Origin of the sequence: Lentzea sp. DG1S-22 (genome assembly GCF_036321065.1) — a bacterium.
In the GTDB taxonomy this organism is placed as follows: domain Bacteria; phylum Actinomycetota; class Actinomycetes; order Mycobacteriales; family Pseudonocardiaceae; genus Lentzea; species Lentzea jiangxiensis.
The window spans coordinates 6,050,081-6,066,821 of sequence record NZ_CP143276.1 but is presented as its reverse complement, the minus strand read 5'-3'; the positions used below and the strand labels follow the sequence as shown (position 1 = coordinate 6,066,821).

General features: G+C 70.9%; 15 protein-coding genes. 10 read left to right on the top strand and 5 right to left on the bottom strand.

Annotated elements, in window-relative coordinates:
• Positions 1-224 precede the first annotated feature (224 nt).
• Both V1227_RS28380 and V1227_RS28375 read right to left on the bottom strand, forming a co-directional pair.
• Positions 225-986, bottom strand: a complete 762-nt coding sequence (locus V1227_RS28380) for a hypothetical protein (protein ID WP_329788442.1) — start codon at positions 984-986, stop codon at positions 225-227.
• 139 nt (positions 987-1,125) lie between these two features.
• Positions 1,126-3,303: a hypothetical protein gene (locus V1227_RS28375; protein ID WP_329788441.1), complete on the bottom strand. Its 2,178-nt coding sequence runs from the start codon at positions 3,301-3,303 to the stop codon at positions 1,126-1,128.
• Positions 3,304-3,383: 80 nt separating this feature from the next.
• Here V1227_RS28375 and V1227_RS28370 point away from each other — a divergent pair, with 80 nt between their 5' ends.
• Entirely contained in the window at positions 3,384-4,535 is a 1,152-nt protein-coding gene (locus tag V1227_RS28370; protein ID WP_329788440.1) for an AI-2E family transporter, read from the top strand.
• 4 nt (positions 4,536-4,539) lie between these two features.
• Here the strand turns inward: V1227_RS28370 and V1227_RS28365 are convergent, their stop codons facing one another.
• On the bottom strand, positions 4,540-5,742 hold the full coding sequence (locus tag V1227_RS28365) for a GGDEF domain-containing protein (RefSeq protein WP_329788439.1): 1,203 nt from the start codon (positions 5,740-5,742) through the stop codon (positions 4,540-4,542).
• A 117-nt stretch (positions 5,743-5,859) separates the two neighbouring features.
• Here V1227_RS28365 and macS point away from each other — a divergent pair, with 117 nt between their 5' ends.
• From macS to V1227_RS28320, 9 genes are read left to right on the top strand one after another with little or no spacing between them, the layout of a single operon-like run.
• The gene (gene macS, locus V1227_RS28360) at positions 5,860-7,020 is read left to right on the top strand and encodes a MacS family sensor histidine kinase (RefSeq protein WP_329788438.1); all 1,161 of its coding nucleotides are present in this window, start codon (positions 5,860-5,862) and stop codon (positions 7,018-7,020) included.
• 11 nt (positions 7,021-7,031) lie between these two features.
• On the top strand, positions 7,032-7,679 hold the full coding sequence (locus tag V1227_RS28355; protein ID WP_329794132.1) for a response regulator transcription factor: 648 nt from the start codon (positions 7,032-7,034) through the stop codon (positions 7,677-7,679).
• Between the two features lie 20 nt (positions 7,680-7,699).
• Entirely contained in the window at positions 7,700-8,212 is a 513-nt protein-coding gene (locus tag V1227_RS28350) for a DUF1707 SHOCT-like domain-containing protein (protein ID WP_329788437.1), read from the top strand.
• A 36-nt stretch (positions 8,213-8,248) separates the two neighbouring features.
• The gene (locus tag V1227_RS28345; protein WP_329788436.1) at positions 8,249-9,703 is read left to right on the top strand and encodes an SDR family oxidoreductase; all 1,455 of its coding nucleotides are present in this window, start codon (positions 8,249-8,251) and stop codon (positions 9,701-9,703) included.
• A gap of 36 nt (positions 9,704-9,739) precedes the next feature.
• Positions 9,740-10,771 (top strand): L-threonine 3-dehydrogenase, encoded by a 1,032-nt coding sequence (gene tdh / locus V1227_RS28340; protein WP_329788435.1) that lies wholly within the window; start codon positions 9,740-9,742, stop codon positions 10,769-10,771.
• Entirely contained in the window at positions 10,771-11,949 is a 1,179-nt protein-coding gene (locus tag V1227_RS28335) for a glycine C-acetyltransferase (protein ID WP_329788434.1), read from the top strand. Before tdh ends, V1227_RS28335 begins: the two co-directional genes overlap by 1 nt.
• 47 nt (positions 11,950-11,996) lie before the next feature.
• Positions 11,997-12,491, top strand: coding sequence for an RNA polymerase sigma factor (locus V1227_RS28330; protein WP_236221075.1), 495 nt, complete (start codon positions 11,997-11,999; stop codon positions 12,489-12,491).
• Positions 12,476-13,489 carry a hypothetical protein gene (locus tag V1227_RS28325; protein WP_329788433.1) on the top strand — a complete coding sequence of 338 codons (1,014 nt, stop codon included), beginning with the start codon at positions 12,476-12,478 and terminating at the stop codon, positions 13,487-13,489. Before V1227_RS28330 ends, V1227_RS28325 begins: the two co-directional genes overlap by 16 nt.
• Complete coding sequence (locus V1227_RS28320) at positions 13,486-14,325, top strand: LysR family transcriptional regulator (RefSeq protein WP_236221077.1); 840 nt, start codon at positions 13,486-13,488, stop codon at positions 14,323-14,325. Before V1227_RS28325 ends, V1227_RS28320 begins: the two co-directional genes overlap by 4 nt.
• Positions 14,326-14,332: 7 nt before the next feature.
• Here V1227_RS28320 and V1227_RS28315 read toward each other — a convergent pair whose 3' ends face one another.
• Together V1227_RS28315 and ptsP are read right to left on the bottom strand one after the other, a co-directional pair.
• Positions 14,333-15,013, bottom strand: a complete 681-nt coding sequence (locus V1227_RS28315; protein ID WP_329788432.1) for a hypothetical protein — start codon at positions 15,011-15,013, stop codon at positions 14,333-14,335.
• A 57-nt stretch (positions 15,014-15,070) separates the two neighbouring features.
• Complete coding sequence (gene ptsP, locus V1227_RS28310) at positions 15,071-16,702, bottom strand: phosphoenolpyruvate--protein phosphotransferase (protein WP_329788431.1); 1,632 nt, start codon at positions 16,700-16,702, stop codon at positions 15,071-15,073.
• Positions 16,703-16,741: the final 39 nt, after the last annotated feature.

Below are 16,741 nucleotides of genomic sequence, written 5' to 3'. Positions count from 1 at the left end.
TCTGAAGTCCGCGCTTTGCCCAGGTCTGCATTAGATCTCCTTCTTCCAATTTCCGTCTGCTAGCGACGGGGGCTCATGGGGGGTGGGGCCGAAACGCGCAGGGGAAGGCGCGTCATCACCGGGGGAGTCGCACGCGGTGATCGACCGAAGGAGCGCAAGGAAAAGCGCGACGGTCGACTTCCGGACAGCCAGGGGAGTGGGCTGCCGCGGACCGCGCGCTGGAATCAGTCGGGGTTGATACCGGGCTGCTTGCCCGGCGTCACGGTGACCTCGTCGGTGGACGGCGCGAGAGCGCGCGTCGACGAGATGCCGTGAGCGTTGCCGGACGCAGCGAGAGCAGCGGTGGTGCTGCCCTTTGCAGAACCAGAACCGTCGTTGCACGAAGAGCACTGCACAGGCGCGGGCGCCGGGGCGGGCAGCTTCGGGAACGGGTTGCTGGGCAGGGACGGACGCTGCTCGGAGGGCACGACGGAGTCGCCCGGCTCCAACAGATCCGTCCACGAGGCACCGGAGGGGCCGGTGAACTGCGGGACCACCGGTGCCGGCGACTGCGCGACCTCGGCGGTGGGGGTGGCCGGGATCTCCGGGAACGTCACGTCCATCGACCGCGCCGTGGCGGCGCTGTCGGACTGACCGGTCCTGTCGACCTGCGGCAGGACCCGCTCGGTGATCTGCTGGACCACCGGGGAGACCTGCACGTCCGGCATGGAGGCGCGAGCCTTCTCGTGCTCGGCACGCAGCGTTTCGTCGATCTTGTGCACTGCCTCGGCAGCGGGCGCGACGACCGGAAGCTTCTCGTCCGTCTTGGCGACGATCTCACTGACGACGTCGAACTGCTGCGCGTCGTCCGCCGCGTGGGCCGACGACGTGGTGAGCACCCAGGCAACGGCGGTTCCCGCGATCGCCCCGCCGACGGCGAGCAGCGCTCGGGTGGCGAACCGGCGGATGCCGTTCGCTCCCGTCTTCGCTCGCAGATCAGCGGACAACGCAGGAGACCTCGCTACTCGGATGGCGTTCGGGGGAAATCGCCGACGATCAACTGATCAAGTCGACGTCGGCGACTCTGCCAGTCCCGCCACCCGGAAAGCACGCCCAGAGCGTCCGATTAACTACATCGTGTGACGATCACACGCGCTTCAGAACCCTTGCGGCACCGGCGGCCGCGGTCGACGCGAGCACCCAGCCCACGGCCACGAGCAGCGAGGACACCCACTGCGACGCACCGGTGAACTGCCACTTGCCGTCGTGGCCGAAGTCGATGATCGGGATCAGCAGGTCGAGCGCGAGGAGCGCGGAGTTCCACACGGGGTTCTCGTCGTCGTTGAGCCTGACCATCGGGTGCCAGTTGAACCACAGCGCGCCGAAGAGCCAGAAGACGGCGAGCCAGCAGATCGCGAGCCACGGCCGGTAGCCGTAGCCGACGGTCCACCTCTGCACCACGCCCCAGACCCGCCCCGCAGGCCCGAGTTCGGCGTAGCGGCGGCGTTGCTTCTCCAGCTGGACCTTCTGCGCCAGTTCCTCCTCGCCGCCCTGCTGGTAGACGGCGGCGAGCTGTTCGTACGGTCCGGGTGCGAAGTCCGGCTGCACCTTGCGCAGCCACTGCAGCCGCGTCTGCACCGGCACGTCCGGGTCGGCGGTGATGCCGGCGAACTCGAAGTCGTCCACGGCGACGCCGCCCTCGGCGTCCCACAGGCCCGGCCCGTCGGTCACCGACACCGCCTTCAGCCGGCTCAGCACGACCTTGCCCTTGGGCTGCTGGCCCTCGGGGATGTGCAGGCGGAACTGGTGGACGGTGAGGCCGTAGGCGTTGAGCGCGATGTCCGCGGCCGTCGAGCCGAGGTGCGAGTCGCTGAAGGTCGCCATCTTGCCGACCTCGCCCAGCCGGATCCGGACGCCGCCGACGGCCGTGAAGCCGCGGCTGCACAGGAGGTCCTTGCCGATCGTGATGGCACGGGCGTCCAGCGACGGCTTCTGCGTGCCGTTCGCGCGCAGCCGGGGCAGCGTGAGCTCGGCGCCGGAGAGGTCGAGGGTGGAGCCGATGTTGGCGTTCTGCAGCCGGACCGAGCCCTTGGCCTTCAGCTCCCGCAGGAAGAGCGTGCCCCCTATCTGGAGGCGGTCGGCGAACAGGACGTCGATGCCGGGCCCGTGCAGCGAGACGCCGGACATGCTGGCGCTGCCCTGGATCTGGGCGTTCGCCAGCCGCACCTGGCCGTAGGTCTGCAACGGCGGCGTGCGCGTGCCTCCGTTGTTCGCGGCGCTGCGGGCCTCGACGTCACCCCGCACCTGCATGCCGTCGGCGTGCAGGGCGACGGGGATCCGGTTGGTGACGTCACCGGCGAGCTCCTCGGCGACGTCGCGCGGGCCGATCACCGCGCCGGACAGCCGCAGGTAGCCGCCGACGATGGCGTTGGGCAGCCGGACCGTGCCGGTGGAGGTGAAGCCGCTGTCGAGCTCGACGTTGCCCTCGACCCGGATGCGGTCGGCCACCAGCGTCGCCGCCTCGTCGGCCAGTCCGTGCGGCAGGACCAGCACCTGGTGGTCGACGCGGTGGGTGGAGTGCAGGCGGGCGCCGGTGAACTCGAGGTTGCCCCCGACGCGCGCGCCGTCGAACAGCACCCGGCCGTCCGCGGTGAAGCGGCCGCCCTCGGCGTTGCAGAAGACGTTGCCCGCCACCACGATCCCGGACGCCTCCAGCGCGTCGCGGCCGGTGTTGATCAGGCGTGCGCCGCCGAGGTGGACGCTGCCGCCGATCGACGCGCCGCGGAAGCGCACCTCGCCGTCGGCCCGCAGCGCGATGGCCTGGACGGACCCGCTGACCCGCAGCCGGGCGCCGAGCAGCGCGTGGTCGGTGCCGGAGCGCAGCACCGCGCCCGCGAGCCGGAGCGTGCCGTCGACGGCGGCGTCGGTGAGGTCGACGGTGCCGGTGCAGGTGAAGCCGGCTTCGAGGACGAGATCGCTGAAGACGCGGAGGTTGCGGCCCTGCAGGCCGGGGACGCGGGTGCCGCGGAGCCGGAGCCCGATGAGGCGGGCCATGCGGAGGTCGAGGGGGTTCTCGAACGTGCAGTGCGTGAGGTCGATGACCCTCGTGACGCGCGTGCCCTCCAGCTCGAACCTGCCGGTGATCCGGGCGTTTCGCAGTCGCAGCGCGGGCAATCCCTTGCGCGGAACGCGGTACATGCCGGTCAGCAGACCGGTGAGCACCTCGCCGCGCGCGCTCTGCCCGGTCAGGTCGACCTCGGTGCCGCTCGCGTAGGCCCCGGCGACCTGGCGCTCCACTCCGGTCAAGTCTTCCGGCTTGATCACTTCGTCCTCCCCCTGACGAGTCGGATCATCCCCAACGATGTTCCGGTTTGGCGAGGGTCCGAACAGTTAACGTGAGGTCCATGAGGGCGCCGGAGTCGGAGATCAGCAGTCGCGTTCCGCTGCTGCTACGGGTGAGTGCCGCGCTGAGCTGGCGGTTCGTCGTCGTGGTGGCCGCGCTGTACGTGGTCGCGTACGTGTTCGGCTTCCTGGCGTCGATAGTGATCCCGGTCGCAATCGCGCTGCTGCTGGCCGCGCTGCTGTCGCCGGGTGTGTCGAAGCTCGTCGAGTGGCGGGTGCCGCGCGGTGTCGCCGTGACCGTGATGATGATCATCGGGCTCGGCGTGCTCGGCGGCGTGCTGACGTTCGTGATCAGCGAGTTCTCCCGCGGCCTGCCGGAACTGCAGTCGCAGGTGTCGAACTCGCTCGACACCATCCAGACGTGGCTCAAGGACGGGCCGGCGCACCTGTCGGACCAGCAGCTGCAGACCTACGTCAACGAGATCGTGCAGACGATCAAGGAGAACCAGGCGGAGATCACGTCCGGTGCCCTGACGACCGCCGCGACCCTCGGCGAGGTGCTGACCGGGCTGCTGCTGGCGCTCTTCACCCTCATCTTCTTCCTGCACGACGGCGACGGCATCTGGCGCTTCGTGACTCGTGCGGTTCCTCGCGACGTGCGGCAGCGTGTGGACGTCGCCGGCCGTCGCGGGTTCAGCTCTCTCGTTTCCTACGTGCGCGCGACGGCCGTGGTCGCGATCGTGGACGCCGTCGGTGTCGGTATCGGTCTGGCGATCATCGGCGTGCCGCTCGTGGTGCCGTTGTCCGCGTTGGTGTTCCTCGGTGCGTTCATCCCGATCATCGGTGCGGTGTTCACGGGCGCGGTCGCCGTGTTGATCGCGTTGGTGACCAACGGGCCTATCGCTGCTCTCGTCGTGCTTGCTGTCCTGATCGGCGTCATGCAGCTGGAGTCGCACGTGCTGCAGCCGATCCTGCTGGGGCGTGCGGTGAAGCTGCACCCGTTGGCCGTGGTGCTGGCGATCGCGGGCGGCTTGGTGACCGGGGGCATCGCCGGGGCGTTGCTGGCGGTGCCGCTGCTGGCCGTGCTGAACTCCGGCATCCGGTCGCTGGTGTCCGATGCGGACGCGGAGCAGAACCCGCAGAAGGTGGACGTGCTGGACCCGCAGGAGACGGCTCCGAAGGACGACAAGAGCGAACGGGTCGAGGAACTCTGAGCCGCTAGGCCATCGAGACGAGGTTGCGGCCGTACGCCTTGGCCGCCAGCAACGCGGCGTCGGCGGCCACGAGCAGGTCCGGCAGCTCGTAGCCGAACCGCGTCGTCGTCGACACTCCTATGGAGACTGTCAGGCCGTGCAGCTCGTGCGGCTTGCCGTCGGTGGCCATCGTGGGCACGCGAAGGGCCGCCACGGCCTTGCGCACGCGTTCGGCGACCGACTCGGCCTCGTCCGGGGTGGCGTCGGGCAGCAGGACCACGAACTCCTCGCCGCCGAAGCGGCCCACCAGGTCTCCACGGCGGACGGTGCCGCGCAGCAGCAGCGAGATGGCGGCCAGGGCGGCGTCACCCGCCAGGTGGCCCACCTCGTCGTTGACCCTCTTGAAGTGGTCGAGGTCCAGGAGCATCACGGCCATCGGGCGCGTGCGGGTCGAGCCCTTGGTGAGTTCGTAGCGGGCCCGGCTGTCCCAGTGGACGGCGTTGGCGAGGCCGGTCTTGGCGTCGCGCTGGGCCGAGCGGCGCCACTGGGGGAGCTGGGCCGCTCGTTCCAGCAGGGCGAGCGGTGGGCCTGCGATCAGGACGTGGACGGCGTTCGACTCCGCCACGCAGCCCATCAGGCCACCGATCGACACGGCGACGATGCCGAGGACGGCGTCGATGGGGTCGCCGACGTTCTCCTCGAAGGTCGCGTCGGGGGTGCGCAGCTTCAGGCCGAACGCGATCAGGGCCGCCCGCAGGATCAGCAGGGCGCTGGCGCCGAGGGTCATGAACAGCAGGTTCGCGTGCGGGTCGACCCAGCCGAGCAGGTAGCGGGTGGCGAAGACGGCGAGGGTCGTGGCGCTGAGGGTGAAGAGCCAGCGGTAGGTCTCGGGGCGCTGGGCGAGCAGGCAGTGCAGGGCCGGGCCGAACAGCAGCAGCACCATCAGGTTCGGCGGCAGGGCGAGGATGCCCGCGGTCAGGTAGCAGAGGTGCGCCGCCCACGGGTTGCGTTCGGTCTCGCCCAGGCGGTGGCTGTAGATGGAGCTGCCGATGACGACCGCGCCCGCGGTGCCCGCGATGGCGGCGAACCTGGCGATTTCGGAGGGTGACGGCGTTTCGGAGGCAACGATCGCGTAGGTGACGGTGGCGAGGGCCGCCGCGTCGATCAACAGCCAGTAGCAGAGCGCGGGCCGCCGCAAAGTCCACACCGGCCAATCGCGCACCCGCACCACTCCTCCCCCGAACCCGGAGAGCGTCGCACATTCCTCCGTTTGGCAGAAGACGGCCACCTGGGGGTTAGCTACGCCACGTTCACGCGGCAGGATGGTGGCCGAAAGGAGCACAGCGTGCCCAGAGAGCCAGCCGAACGTGTGACGAAGGTGATCGACGACCCGGCCACGCCCCTGTGGCGCGGGACGATCGCGCTACGCATAGTCACATTCCTCTTCGCGGCGGCCAACGTCATCGCGAACCAGTCCGAGTACGTCCGGCCGTGGCTCGCGTGGACCACGCTCGGGGTGATGGCGCTGTGGTCCGTCTTCACCAGCCGCGCGTACAGCACGACGTGGGGCAGGCGGTGGCCGCTCGTGCTCGTCGACCTGGCGCTGACCTGCGGACTCATGTCGCTGTCACAGTTGATCATGTCCGACCACCAGCTGCTGACGCTCAACGTCCCGCTCATCACGACGATCTGGGCGTGCGTGCCGGCGGTCGCCCTGGGCGCGCTCGGCGGGCCGTACGCGGGCTTCGCGGGCGGGCTGGCGGTCGGTCTCTCCACCTACCTGTCGAAGGGCGTGCCGAGCCTCGACCTGCTGCGGGACGTCGTGCTGCTGGCGGGCGCCGGCATGGTCGTCGGCATGGCGTCCGCCACCGCACGGCGGTCCGCGGTGCTCCTCGCGCAGGCGTTGCGAGCCGAGGCCGCGACGGCGGAACGCGAGCGCCTTGCCCGTTCGATCCACGACAGCGTGCTGCAGGTCCTCGCCCGCGTGCGCAAGCGCGGTCTGGAGGTCGGCGGCGAGGCGGCCGAGCTGGCGCAGATGGCCGGCGAGCAGGAGGTCGCGCTGCGGAACCTCGTGGCCGCCGCCCCCGTCGACTCCACTGTGGACGGGGAGATCGACCTGCGGCCCGGTCTGCAGGTCCTCGCCACGCCGCGGATCCAGGTCTCGACGCCCGCCACGCAGGTCATGTTCGCGGCCGCCGCGGCGGGCGAGCTCACGTCGCTCGTGCGCGAGGCCCTGTCCAACGTGGACAAGCACTGCGGTGAGGACACGCGGGCCTGGGTGCTGCTGGAAGACCTCGGCGAGGAGATCGTGCTGAGCGTCAGGGACGATGGGCCGGGGATCCCGGAAGGCCGCCTCGCGCTCGCTGCCGCGGAAGGCCGGATGGGCATCGAGAAGTCGATCAAAGGCCGGGTGGAGTCGCTCGGCGGAACGCTGGAGCTCCAGACCGGGCCGGGGGAGGGCACGGAGTGGGAGGTTCGGGTGTTCAGGAAGGGGGCGGCAAGGTGACGGTCTCGGTGATGGTCGTGGACGACCACCCGATGTGGCGCGAAGGCGTGGCGCGCGACCTGCAGGAGCGCGGCTTCGAGGTCGTGGCGACCGCGGGCGACGCGCCCTCGGCGGTGCGCATCGCGAAGGCGGTGCGGCCGAACGTGGTCCTGATGGACCTCAACCTCGGCGAACTGTCCGGGGTGGACGCCACCGCCATGATCACCAGTGAGCTGCCGGACACGCGCGTGCTGGTGCTGTCCGCGTCCGGCGAGCACGACGACGTGCTGCAGGCCGTGAAGGCCGGCGCGTCCGGCTACCTGGTGAAGTCCGCGTCCTCGGAGGAACTGGTCGAGGCCGTGTCCCGCACCGCCGCCGGGGACGCCGTGTTCACCGCGGGGCTCGCGGGCCTGGTGCTCGGCGAGTACCGGCGCATGGCCGCCGCGCCGGACGACTCGGAGGACAAGCCGCAGCTCACCGAACGGGAGACCGAGGTGCTGCGGCTCGTGGCCAAGGGCCTGACCGCACGGCAGATCGCGAACCGCCTGGTGATCTCCCACCGCACGGTCGAGAACCACGTCCAGTCGACTTTGCGGAAACTCCAACTGCACAACCGGGTGGAGTTGGCGCGTTATGCCATCGAGCACGGTCTCGACGCCGAACCGGAGGCAGAGAAATGACAGACCCCAGAGACTTACGCGTGTCCGACGCGGAACGCGAGCACGTCGTCAGCCTGCTGAACAAGGCGGTGGGCCGCGGCATGATCACGCTCGACGAGTTCACCGTCCGCACGGACACCGCCCTGGCAGCCACAACGCGGGCCGACCTGAACGTCGTGCTGGTCGACCTGCCCGGCATGGTCAACAACGAGCTGGCCCACGCGCGCACGGAACTGAAGAACACGATGAGCACCACGACCCGCAAGGGGCACTGGGTCGTGCCGCAGGAGCTCGTCATCCGCAACACGCTCGGCACCACGAACCTCGACTTCACCGCGGCCGAGGTGCCGCCGGTCGTGAACGTCGACCTGGACGTGTCGCTCGGCACGGTGAAGCTGGTGCTGCCCGCCGGGTCCTCCGTCAACGTCGACGCCGTCGAGATCACGGCGGGTGAGGTGAAGGACAAGGTGCGCAGCACGGTGGGCAACCCGCACTTCCAGCTCAAGGGCGTGGTGCGCGGGGGAACCGTCGTGATCAAGCGCAGCAAGCGCTGATCTGCACGGCGATTTCCCAAGCCTCAGGATCGGGGCATGCGATGCCTCGTGACCGGCGCGACCGGATACCTCGGCGGACGACTCGTGCCCCGGCTGCTGGCCGAGGGGCACGAGGTCCGCTGCCTCGTGCGTTCACCCGAGAAGCTGCGCGACGTCCCGTGGGCCGCTGACGTCGAGATCGTGCGCGGTGACGTGCTCGGCGACCTCGACGAGGCCATGCGGGACGTCGAGGTCGTGCACTACCTCGTGCACTCGCTGCACTCGAAGGACTTCGCGAACGCCGACCGCAAGGCCGCGGAGAACACGGCGAGGGCCGCGGAGCGCGCGGGGGTCCGGCGGATCGTGTACCTGGGCGGGCTGCACCCCGAGGGCACGGAGCTGTCGCCGCACCTCGCGTCCCGCAAGGAGGTCGGCGAGGTCTTCCTGCGCTCGCCGGTGCAGGCCGTGGTGCTGCAGGCCGCGGTGATCATCGGGTCGGGGTCGGCGAGCTTCGAGATGCTGCGGTACCTGACCGAGCGGTTGCCGGTCATGGTGACGCCCCGCTGGGTGCACAACCGGATCCAGCCGATCGCCGTGCGCGACGTGCTGCGGTACCTCGTGCAGGCCACGGCGCTCGAGGACCAGAACCGGACGTTCGACATCGGCGGGCCGGACGTGCTGACGTACCTGCAGATGATGCTGCGGTACGCCGAGGTCGCCGGGTTGCCGAAGCGCCGGGTGCTGCCCGTGCCGCTGCTGACGCCCGGGCTGTCGTCGCACTGGGTCAACGTCGTCACGCCCGTGCCCCGGTCGATCGCGAAGCCGTTGATCGAGTCGCTGGTGCACGAGGTGGTGTGCCGGGAGGACGACATCCGCGAGGTGCTGCCCGGCGAGAACCTCGGGTACGTCGAGGCCGTCGAGCTCGCGCTGAACAAGGTGCGCGACGCCGACGTGGAGACGCGCTGGTCGGGGGCGTCGACGCCGGGCGCGCCGAGCGAGCCGCTGCCGACCGACCCCGACTGGTCCGGCGGGTCGGTCTACACCGACGACCGCGAGACGAGGACCGGCGCCACTCCCGAGCGGTTGTGGGAGGTCGTGGAGGGCATCGGCGGTGAGCGCGGCTGGTACTCGTTCCCGCTGGCCTGGGCTGTCCGGGGATGGTTGGACCGGCTGGTCGGCGGGGTCGGGCTGCGGCGCGGGCGGCGGGACCCGCACCACCTCCACGTCGGGGAGGCGCTCGACTTCTGGCGGGTCGAGGAGATCGAACGCGGCCGGTTGCTGCGGCTGCGGGCCGAGATGAAGGTGCCCGGCAAGGCCTGGCTGGAGCTTCGAGTGGCGGCCGACGAGGGACACGGGTCCACTTACCGCCAACGTGCCGTGTTCGTCCCCAAAGGGCTCGTCGGCCACCTCTACTGGGCGGCGGTCTACCCCTTCCACGGCATCGTGTTCGGCGGCATGGTGCGCAACATCGCCAATGAAGCCGAGCTGCACAAGAACTTCAGAAAGTCCTGATGGACTGCACAAGCAGCAAAGGGTGAGACTTCCCGCATGAAGGCTCTCGTCAAGGTCGCCGCTGGGCCTGGCCTCGAACTGACCGACGTCCCGGACCCCACCCCCGGACCGGCGGACGTGCTGGTCAGGGTGTTGCGCACCGGTATCTGCGGCACCGACCTGCACATCGACTCGTGGGACGACTGGGCCGCGGCCAACATCAAGGCGCCGCTGGTCCTCGGGCACGAGTTCGTCGGCGAGGTCGTCGAGGTCGGCGCCTCCGTCACCGGCGTGAAGGTCGGGGACCTGGTCAGCGGCGAGGGCCACCTCGTGTGCGGCACGTGCCGCAACTGCAAGGCCGGCCGCCGCCACCTCTGCGCGAACACACGTGGTCTGGGCGTGCACTCCAACGGCGCGTTCGCGCAGTACGTCGTGCTGCCCGAGCAGAACGCCTGGGTGCACCGCACGAAGGTCGACCTGGACGTGGCCGCGATCTTCGACCCGTTCGGCAACGCCGTGCACACCGCGCTGAGCTTCCCGGTCATCGGCGAGGACGTGATCATCACGGGCGCCGGGCCGATCGGCATCATGGCCGCCGCCGTCGCGAAGCACGCGGGCGCGCGCAACGTCGTGATCACCGACGTCTCCGAGCACCGCCTCGACCTCGCGCGCAAGGTCGGTGTCGACCTCGCGGTGAACGTCGCCGAGAAGACGATCGAGCAGGCGCAGGCCGAACTCGGCATGGCCGAGGGCTTCGACGTCGGCATGGAGATGTCCGGCAAGCCGTCGGCGCTCCAGAGCATGATCGCGAACATGGCGCACGGCGGTCGCATCGCGATGCTGGGGCTGCCCGCGGAGGAGTTCCCCGTCGACTGGAGCAGCGTCGTGCTGAAGATGCTGCACGTCAAGGGGATCTACGGCCGCGAGATGTTCGAGACCTGGTACTCGATGACCGTGCTGCTGCAGCGCGGTCTCGACCTCGCACCGGTGATCACGCACCGGTACGACCACACGCGGCACGCGGAGGCGTTCGCCACCGCGCGCGAAGGCAAGTGCGGCAAGGTCATCCTCGACTGGACGGGAGCCTGATGTACGGCGAGCTGAAGAACGACCTGGTCAAGACGATCGGGGAGATCCGGGAGGCCGGGCTCTACAAGTCCGAGCGCGTGATCGGCACCCCGCAGAACGCCGCCGTCCGGGTCGGTTCCGGTGACGAGGTGCTGAACTTCTGCGCCAACAACTACCTCGGTCTCGCCGACCACCCGAAGCTCGTCGAGGCCGCGAAGAAGGCCCTCGACGACTGGGGCTTCGGCATGGCGTCGGTGCGGTTCATCTGCGGTACCCAGGAGCCGCACAAGGAACTGGAGCGCAAGCTCAGCGAGTTCCTCGGCACCGACGACACGATCCTCTACAGCTCGTGCTTCGACGCCAACGGCGGTCTGTTCGAGACGCTGCTCGGCGCCGAGGACGCGATCATCTCCGACGAGCTGAACCACGCGTCGATCATCGACGGCGTCCGCCTCTCGAAGGCGAAGCGCTACCGGTACCGCAACCGCGACATGGACGACCTGGAGCGCCGGCTCAAGGACGCGGCGGACGCCCGTTACCGCATGATCGCGACCGACGGCGTGTTCTCGATGGACGGCTACCTCGCGCCGCTCGACGAGATCTGCGACCTGGCCGAGCGCTACGACGCGCTGGTCATGGTCGACGACTCGCACGCCGTCGGCTTCACCGGCCCGACCGGCCGCGGCACCCCGGAGCTCTTCGGCGTGCAGGACCGCGTCGACATCGTCACCGGCACCCTCGGCAAGGCGTTGGGCGGTGCGTCCGGCGGCTACACGTCCGGCCGCGCGGAGATCGTCGAGCTGCTGCGCCAGCGCTCGCGCCCGTACCTGTTCTCGAACTCCCTCGCGCCGTCGATCACCGCCGCGGCGATCGCGACGCTGGAGCTGCTGTCCACCTCGTCCGACCTGCTCACGCAGCTGCGCTCCAACACCGAGCTGTTCCGCCGGCGGATGACGGAGGAGGGCTTCGACCTGCTGCCGGGCGAGCACCCGATCATCCCGGTGATGATCGGCGACGCGGCGGAGGCGGCGCGGCTGGCGGACCTGCTGCTGGAGCAGGGCGTCTACGTCATCGGCTTCTCGTACCCGGTCGTGCCGCACGGCAAGGCGCGGATCCGGACGCAGATGTCAGCCGCGCACACGACGGAGGACGTGAACCGGGCCGTCGACGCGTTCGTCGCTGCCCGCGCCAAGATGTGACGCCGGTCACAGAGATGTAAGAATCACCGCGATCGGCGCACTACCTCGTGAAGAGGGAGGGGGCGATCGTGGAGGACTTCTCCGCTGTCTACCGCGAGTGCTATCCGCGGGTGCTCGCCTACGCCGCGAGCCACGCCGGGTCGCGGCTCGCCGAGGACATCACGAGCGAGACCTTCACGATCGCCTGGCGCAGGCTCGACCGGATGCCGTCCAACGCGCTGCCGTGGCTGATCGGCATCGCCCGCAACCTGGTGCGCGAGGCACGCCGGCAGACGACGCACTACGAGCTCGCCGACCTGCCCGCGGACGACGCCTTCGCGGTCATCGAGCTGCGGGCGGCGCTCGCGAGCCTCTCCGAGTCCGACCAGGAGGTGCTCACGCTCATCGCGTGGCACGGACTGGGCGCCGCCGAGGCAGCGCAAGTGCTCGGGTGCACCACGGCGACGTTCTTCGTGCGCCTGCACCGGGCCCGGCGGCGGTTGCAGGCCGCTCTCTCGTCAGCGAACTTCGACCGTGCGAGGGAGTCATGGAAGACCTCATGAAGGACCTGGCGCAGGCCAAGCCGCCCACGCCCGAGGTCGACCCGCAGCGGATGGAGAGCGACCTCGCACGCATCACCACGTTGCCGCGCGACAGGCCGGCCAAGAAGCAGTTCGTGCGGCGCTTCGCTCCGTTGGTGGTTATCGCCGCCGTGATCGTGCTTGCGGTCGTGCTGATGCCTGCGCCCCCTCAGCCCGTGCAGCCCGCGGCGCCGCCGAAGTGGTGGCACGCGCTGACGCGGCAGTGGTCGTTGATGATCGTCGGTGATCCGGCGGACCCGTACGCCGTGTCGTTCGACCACAGGACCGAACGGTGGGTGGCCGAGGACCAGCAGATCGCGGTCATCCAGAAGGACGGCGAGGTGACGCCGTTCTCGCTGGACCGCGGCAACGAGTGGGAGGCGGCGGGCAAGCCGGAGGCGGTGCCGCAGGTCGGCGGCGACCACCTGGTGCGCATCGGTCCGATGAAGCCCGCCGTGCAGAAGACCGCCGTCTCCGGGTTCCAGATGTCCCTGCACAGCAACGCGCGTTTCGACTCGCTCGACGCGTTGCCCGCCGACCCGCGCGAGTTGGGGAAGGCGCTGGAGACCATCGTGGGGAAGGACGCCTACCGGATCGGGTCGCTCGCGATGGAGCTGATGAGCGCGAACGTGCGCGACGACCAGCGGCGTGCGGCGTTCGAGCTGCTCAAGACCCTCGACGGGGCTCGGTTCCTGGGCGACGTGACCGTGCTCGACGAGCGCAGGGGGACCGGCGTGGCGATCGCCGCGCCGTCGACCTTCCAGTTCACCGGCGTCGAGACGCAGCTGGTGGCCGACCCGGAGACCGGGCTGCCGATCCTCAAGCGGGACGTGATCACCACGCCGCAGCGCGGTCTGCCCGCGGGCACGGCCATCTCGCAGGAGCAGTACCTCCTGCTGGAGCAGGTGGACTTCGAGCCGATCCTGCCCCAGGACGTCCCCGTGAACGGCGAGGTGGAGTCCCCCATCATTGAGCGGTGATCGACCCACGACGGCTCCGCGTGCTGCGCGCACTCGCCGACCACGGCACCGTGACGGCCGCGGCCGCCGCACTGCACCTCACGCCGTCGGCGGTGTCGCAGCAGCTCGCGGCACTGGAGTCCGAGGCGGGACATCCGCTGCTGCTGCGCAAGGGTCGCCGGGTGTCGCTCACCCCGGCCGGTGACCTGCTCGTCACGCACGCCCACGTCGTCGCCGCCGAGCTGGAACGCGCCCAGGCCACTTTGGACGCCCTGGCGTCGGGCACCTCCGGACGGGTGGCGGTCGCCGCGTTCGCCTCGGCCATCACGCAGGTCGTGGCACCGGCGTTGGCGGCGCTGAAGCGGCGCTCCATCGAACTGTCCGTGCGCGACGCCGAGGGGCACGAGAGCGTGCGGTTGCTGCTGGACGGCGAGATCGACGTGGCGATCACCGAGGAGCACCGCACCACCGAGCGCTTCACCAGGTTCCCGCTCTACACCGAGCCCTTCGACGTGGTGCTGCCGCCGGGGCACGCCGCGCGCGGACCGGTGGACCTCGCGTCGCTGGCCGACGAGGACTGGGTGGTGACGCTGCCCGGGAACCCGCTGCGGGACGTCGTGGAGATGGCGTGCGCGCAGGCCGGGTTCGCGCCGCGGATCCGGCACGTGTCCGACGACTTCCGGGCCATCCAGGCCCTGGTCGCCGCCGGTGCCGGGGTGGCGCTGGCTCCCCGCAACGCCGTGCGCGGGGTGCCGGTGGCCGGAGTCGCGCCGTTGCGGCGGGTGGTGGCGGCGGTGCGGCGCGGGTCGGAGGACCACCCGCTGATCCGCGCGGTCCTCGACGAGTTGCGGCGCTAGCTCGGCGTCAGACGCGGGGCAGGTGAGCGGCGACCTCGGCGAGCGCGTCCAGGGTGTCGTGGTCGACCTGGCCGGTCGCCGTCTCGGCCTCCGCGACGGTCACGGTCCCGCCGTCGCGGCCGCTGCCGTAGCGCAGGCCGGTGAAGTGGATGTCGCCCAGGTCGAGCAGGTGGCTGCCGAGCGGGTGGACGTCGCCGCTGCCGTGCCTGTTCATGAGGGTCTGGAACCTGCGGGCGTCACCGGACGACGCCAGGCCGACCCACACCACCGAGATCACCGCGGTGTTGCCGGCGCCGTCGGTCACGGCGAACAGGACGCGTTCCAGAGAGGTGCAGCGGGTTCTGGTGAAGAACTCGCGGACCTCGCCGAACGACACCGCCACGCACTCGGCCTGCTGCCGGACCGTGCGTCTCAGCTGCTTCATGCCCATGCGCTGCCAGGCACCCTCGGCGTCACCCCTGCGGGCCGCCTTCTGACCTTCGGCCTTGCGCGGGCCGAGGCGCGACGACGACCCGCCCGATCCGGCCTCGGCCGCACCGGAGCCGCCGAGGGTCGTGACTCCGCCGGTGCCCGCGGCCACGGTCAGCGCCAGCGCCCCCGCCACCACCGCTCCGGCGCCCTTCCTGCCACCACCGCCCCCGCCGTTCAGCGGGATGACTTTGCCGTTCTTGGTGATGAAGTCGGTCATGCGACCACAACGCGGGGGCGTGGCCCCCACGTTGATCACACGATCGGGTGACGGTGCCTAGTGCGGGGCGCGGGCCGCGAGCTTCGCCGACGCCGGGTCGCCCGCCGCCAGTGCGCCGCGGGCCGCGAGCTGGCAGATGTCCGTGCTGGACGTCGCGAGCCTGGAGCCGACTCCGGCGAGTGCCGTGTGGTTCATGGACAGCGAGGTGATGCCCATGCCGATGAGCACGCACGCGAGCAACGGGTCGGCTGCCGCCTCTCCGCACACGCCGACGGGCTTACCGGTGGCGGTGGCCGCCTCGCCGACCAGGGCGATCAGGCGGAGCAGGGCGGGCTGCCACGGGTCGTTGAGCGCCGCCACGCCGCCGAGCTGGCGGTCGGCGGCGAAGACGTACTGGGCGAGGTCGTTGGTGCCGATCGAGATGAAGTCGACGACCTGCAGGATCTCGCGCGCGGAGAGGGCGGCCGACGGGACCTCGACCATGACGCCGGCGCGCTGGATGCCGGCGGCGCGGGCCCGTTCGACGAACCAGGCGGCTTCGGCGGCGGTCGCGACCATCGGGGCCATGACCGAGACGTCGGCGCCCGACGAGGCCGCGGCGGCGGCGATGGCCTCGAGCTGGCGGTCCAGCACCTCGGGGCGGTCGAAGGCGACGCGCAGGCCGCGGACGCCGAGGGCCGGGTTGGGCTCGGGTTCCGGGTTCAGAAACGCCAGCGGCTTGTCCGCGCCCGCGTCGAGGGTGCGCACCACAACCGGCTTGCCCGCAAACGGCGCCAGCACGGCCTCGTAAGCAGCAGTCTGCTCAGCAACGGTCGGTTCCTCTGCGGCGTCCAGGAAGCAGAACTCCGTGCGGAACAGGCCGACGCCCTCCGCACCCGCGGCGGCCGCGGCGGCGGCGTCGGCGGGGGAGCCCACGTTGCCGAGGACCTTCACGCGGTGGCCGTCCTTGAGGACGCCGACGCCGTTCCACTCGGCCTTCTTGCCGGTGCCCGCCGCGCGGACCTTGCCGTCCGACTCGCGGACCTGACCCGTGTCGCCGTCGACGTCGAGAGAGGTGCCCTCGAACGCCAGGACGCCGCGGCACGCGACGACGGCCGGGATGCCCAGGGAACGCGCGAGGATCGCGGTGTGGGAGGTGGGGCCGCCCTCCTCGGTGACGAGAGCGAGGACCTTCGACGGGTCGAGGCCCGCCGTGTCCGCGGGGGCGAGGTCACGCGCCACCAGCACGGACGGCGACGCGAGGTCGGGGACGCCGGGGGCGGGCAGGCCGAGGAGCTCGGCCACCACGCGGTCGCGGACGTCCTGGACGTCGCGGGCGCGTTCGGCCATGTAACCACCGGCTGCCTGCAGGGCGGCGATGAACTTCTCGGCCGCCTGGTGCACCGCGCGGGCGGCGGGCAGCGACTCGTCGGACACGAGCTTCTCGGCGGACTTGATGAGGGACGGGTCGCCCGCCATCGCCGCCGTGGTCTCCAGAACGGCGCGGGCGTCGCCCTCGACTGTCTTCGCGCGCTCCATCAGGCGCTGCGCCACGACCTCGGTCGCCGGGCGGATGCGGGCGGCCTCGGCCGCTGCGTCCGCTGGTCGCGGACCCGCGGGAGGTTCGGGCAGGGCTTCGGACACCCTCACGACGGGGCCGGAAGCCCGGCCGCTGCTGACACCGACACCGCTCAGCCGCGCGCTCGACATGGTCTAGACCATACCCTTCACCTGGCAACCCGGGACAGC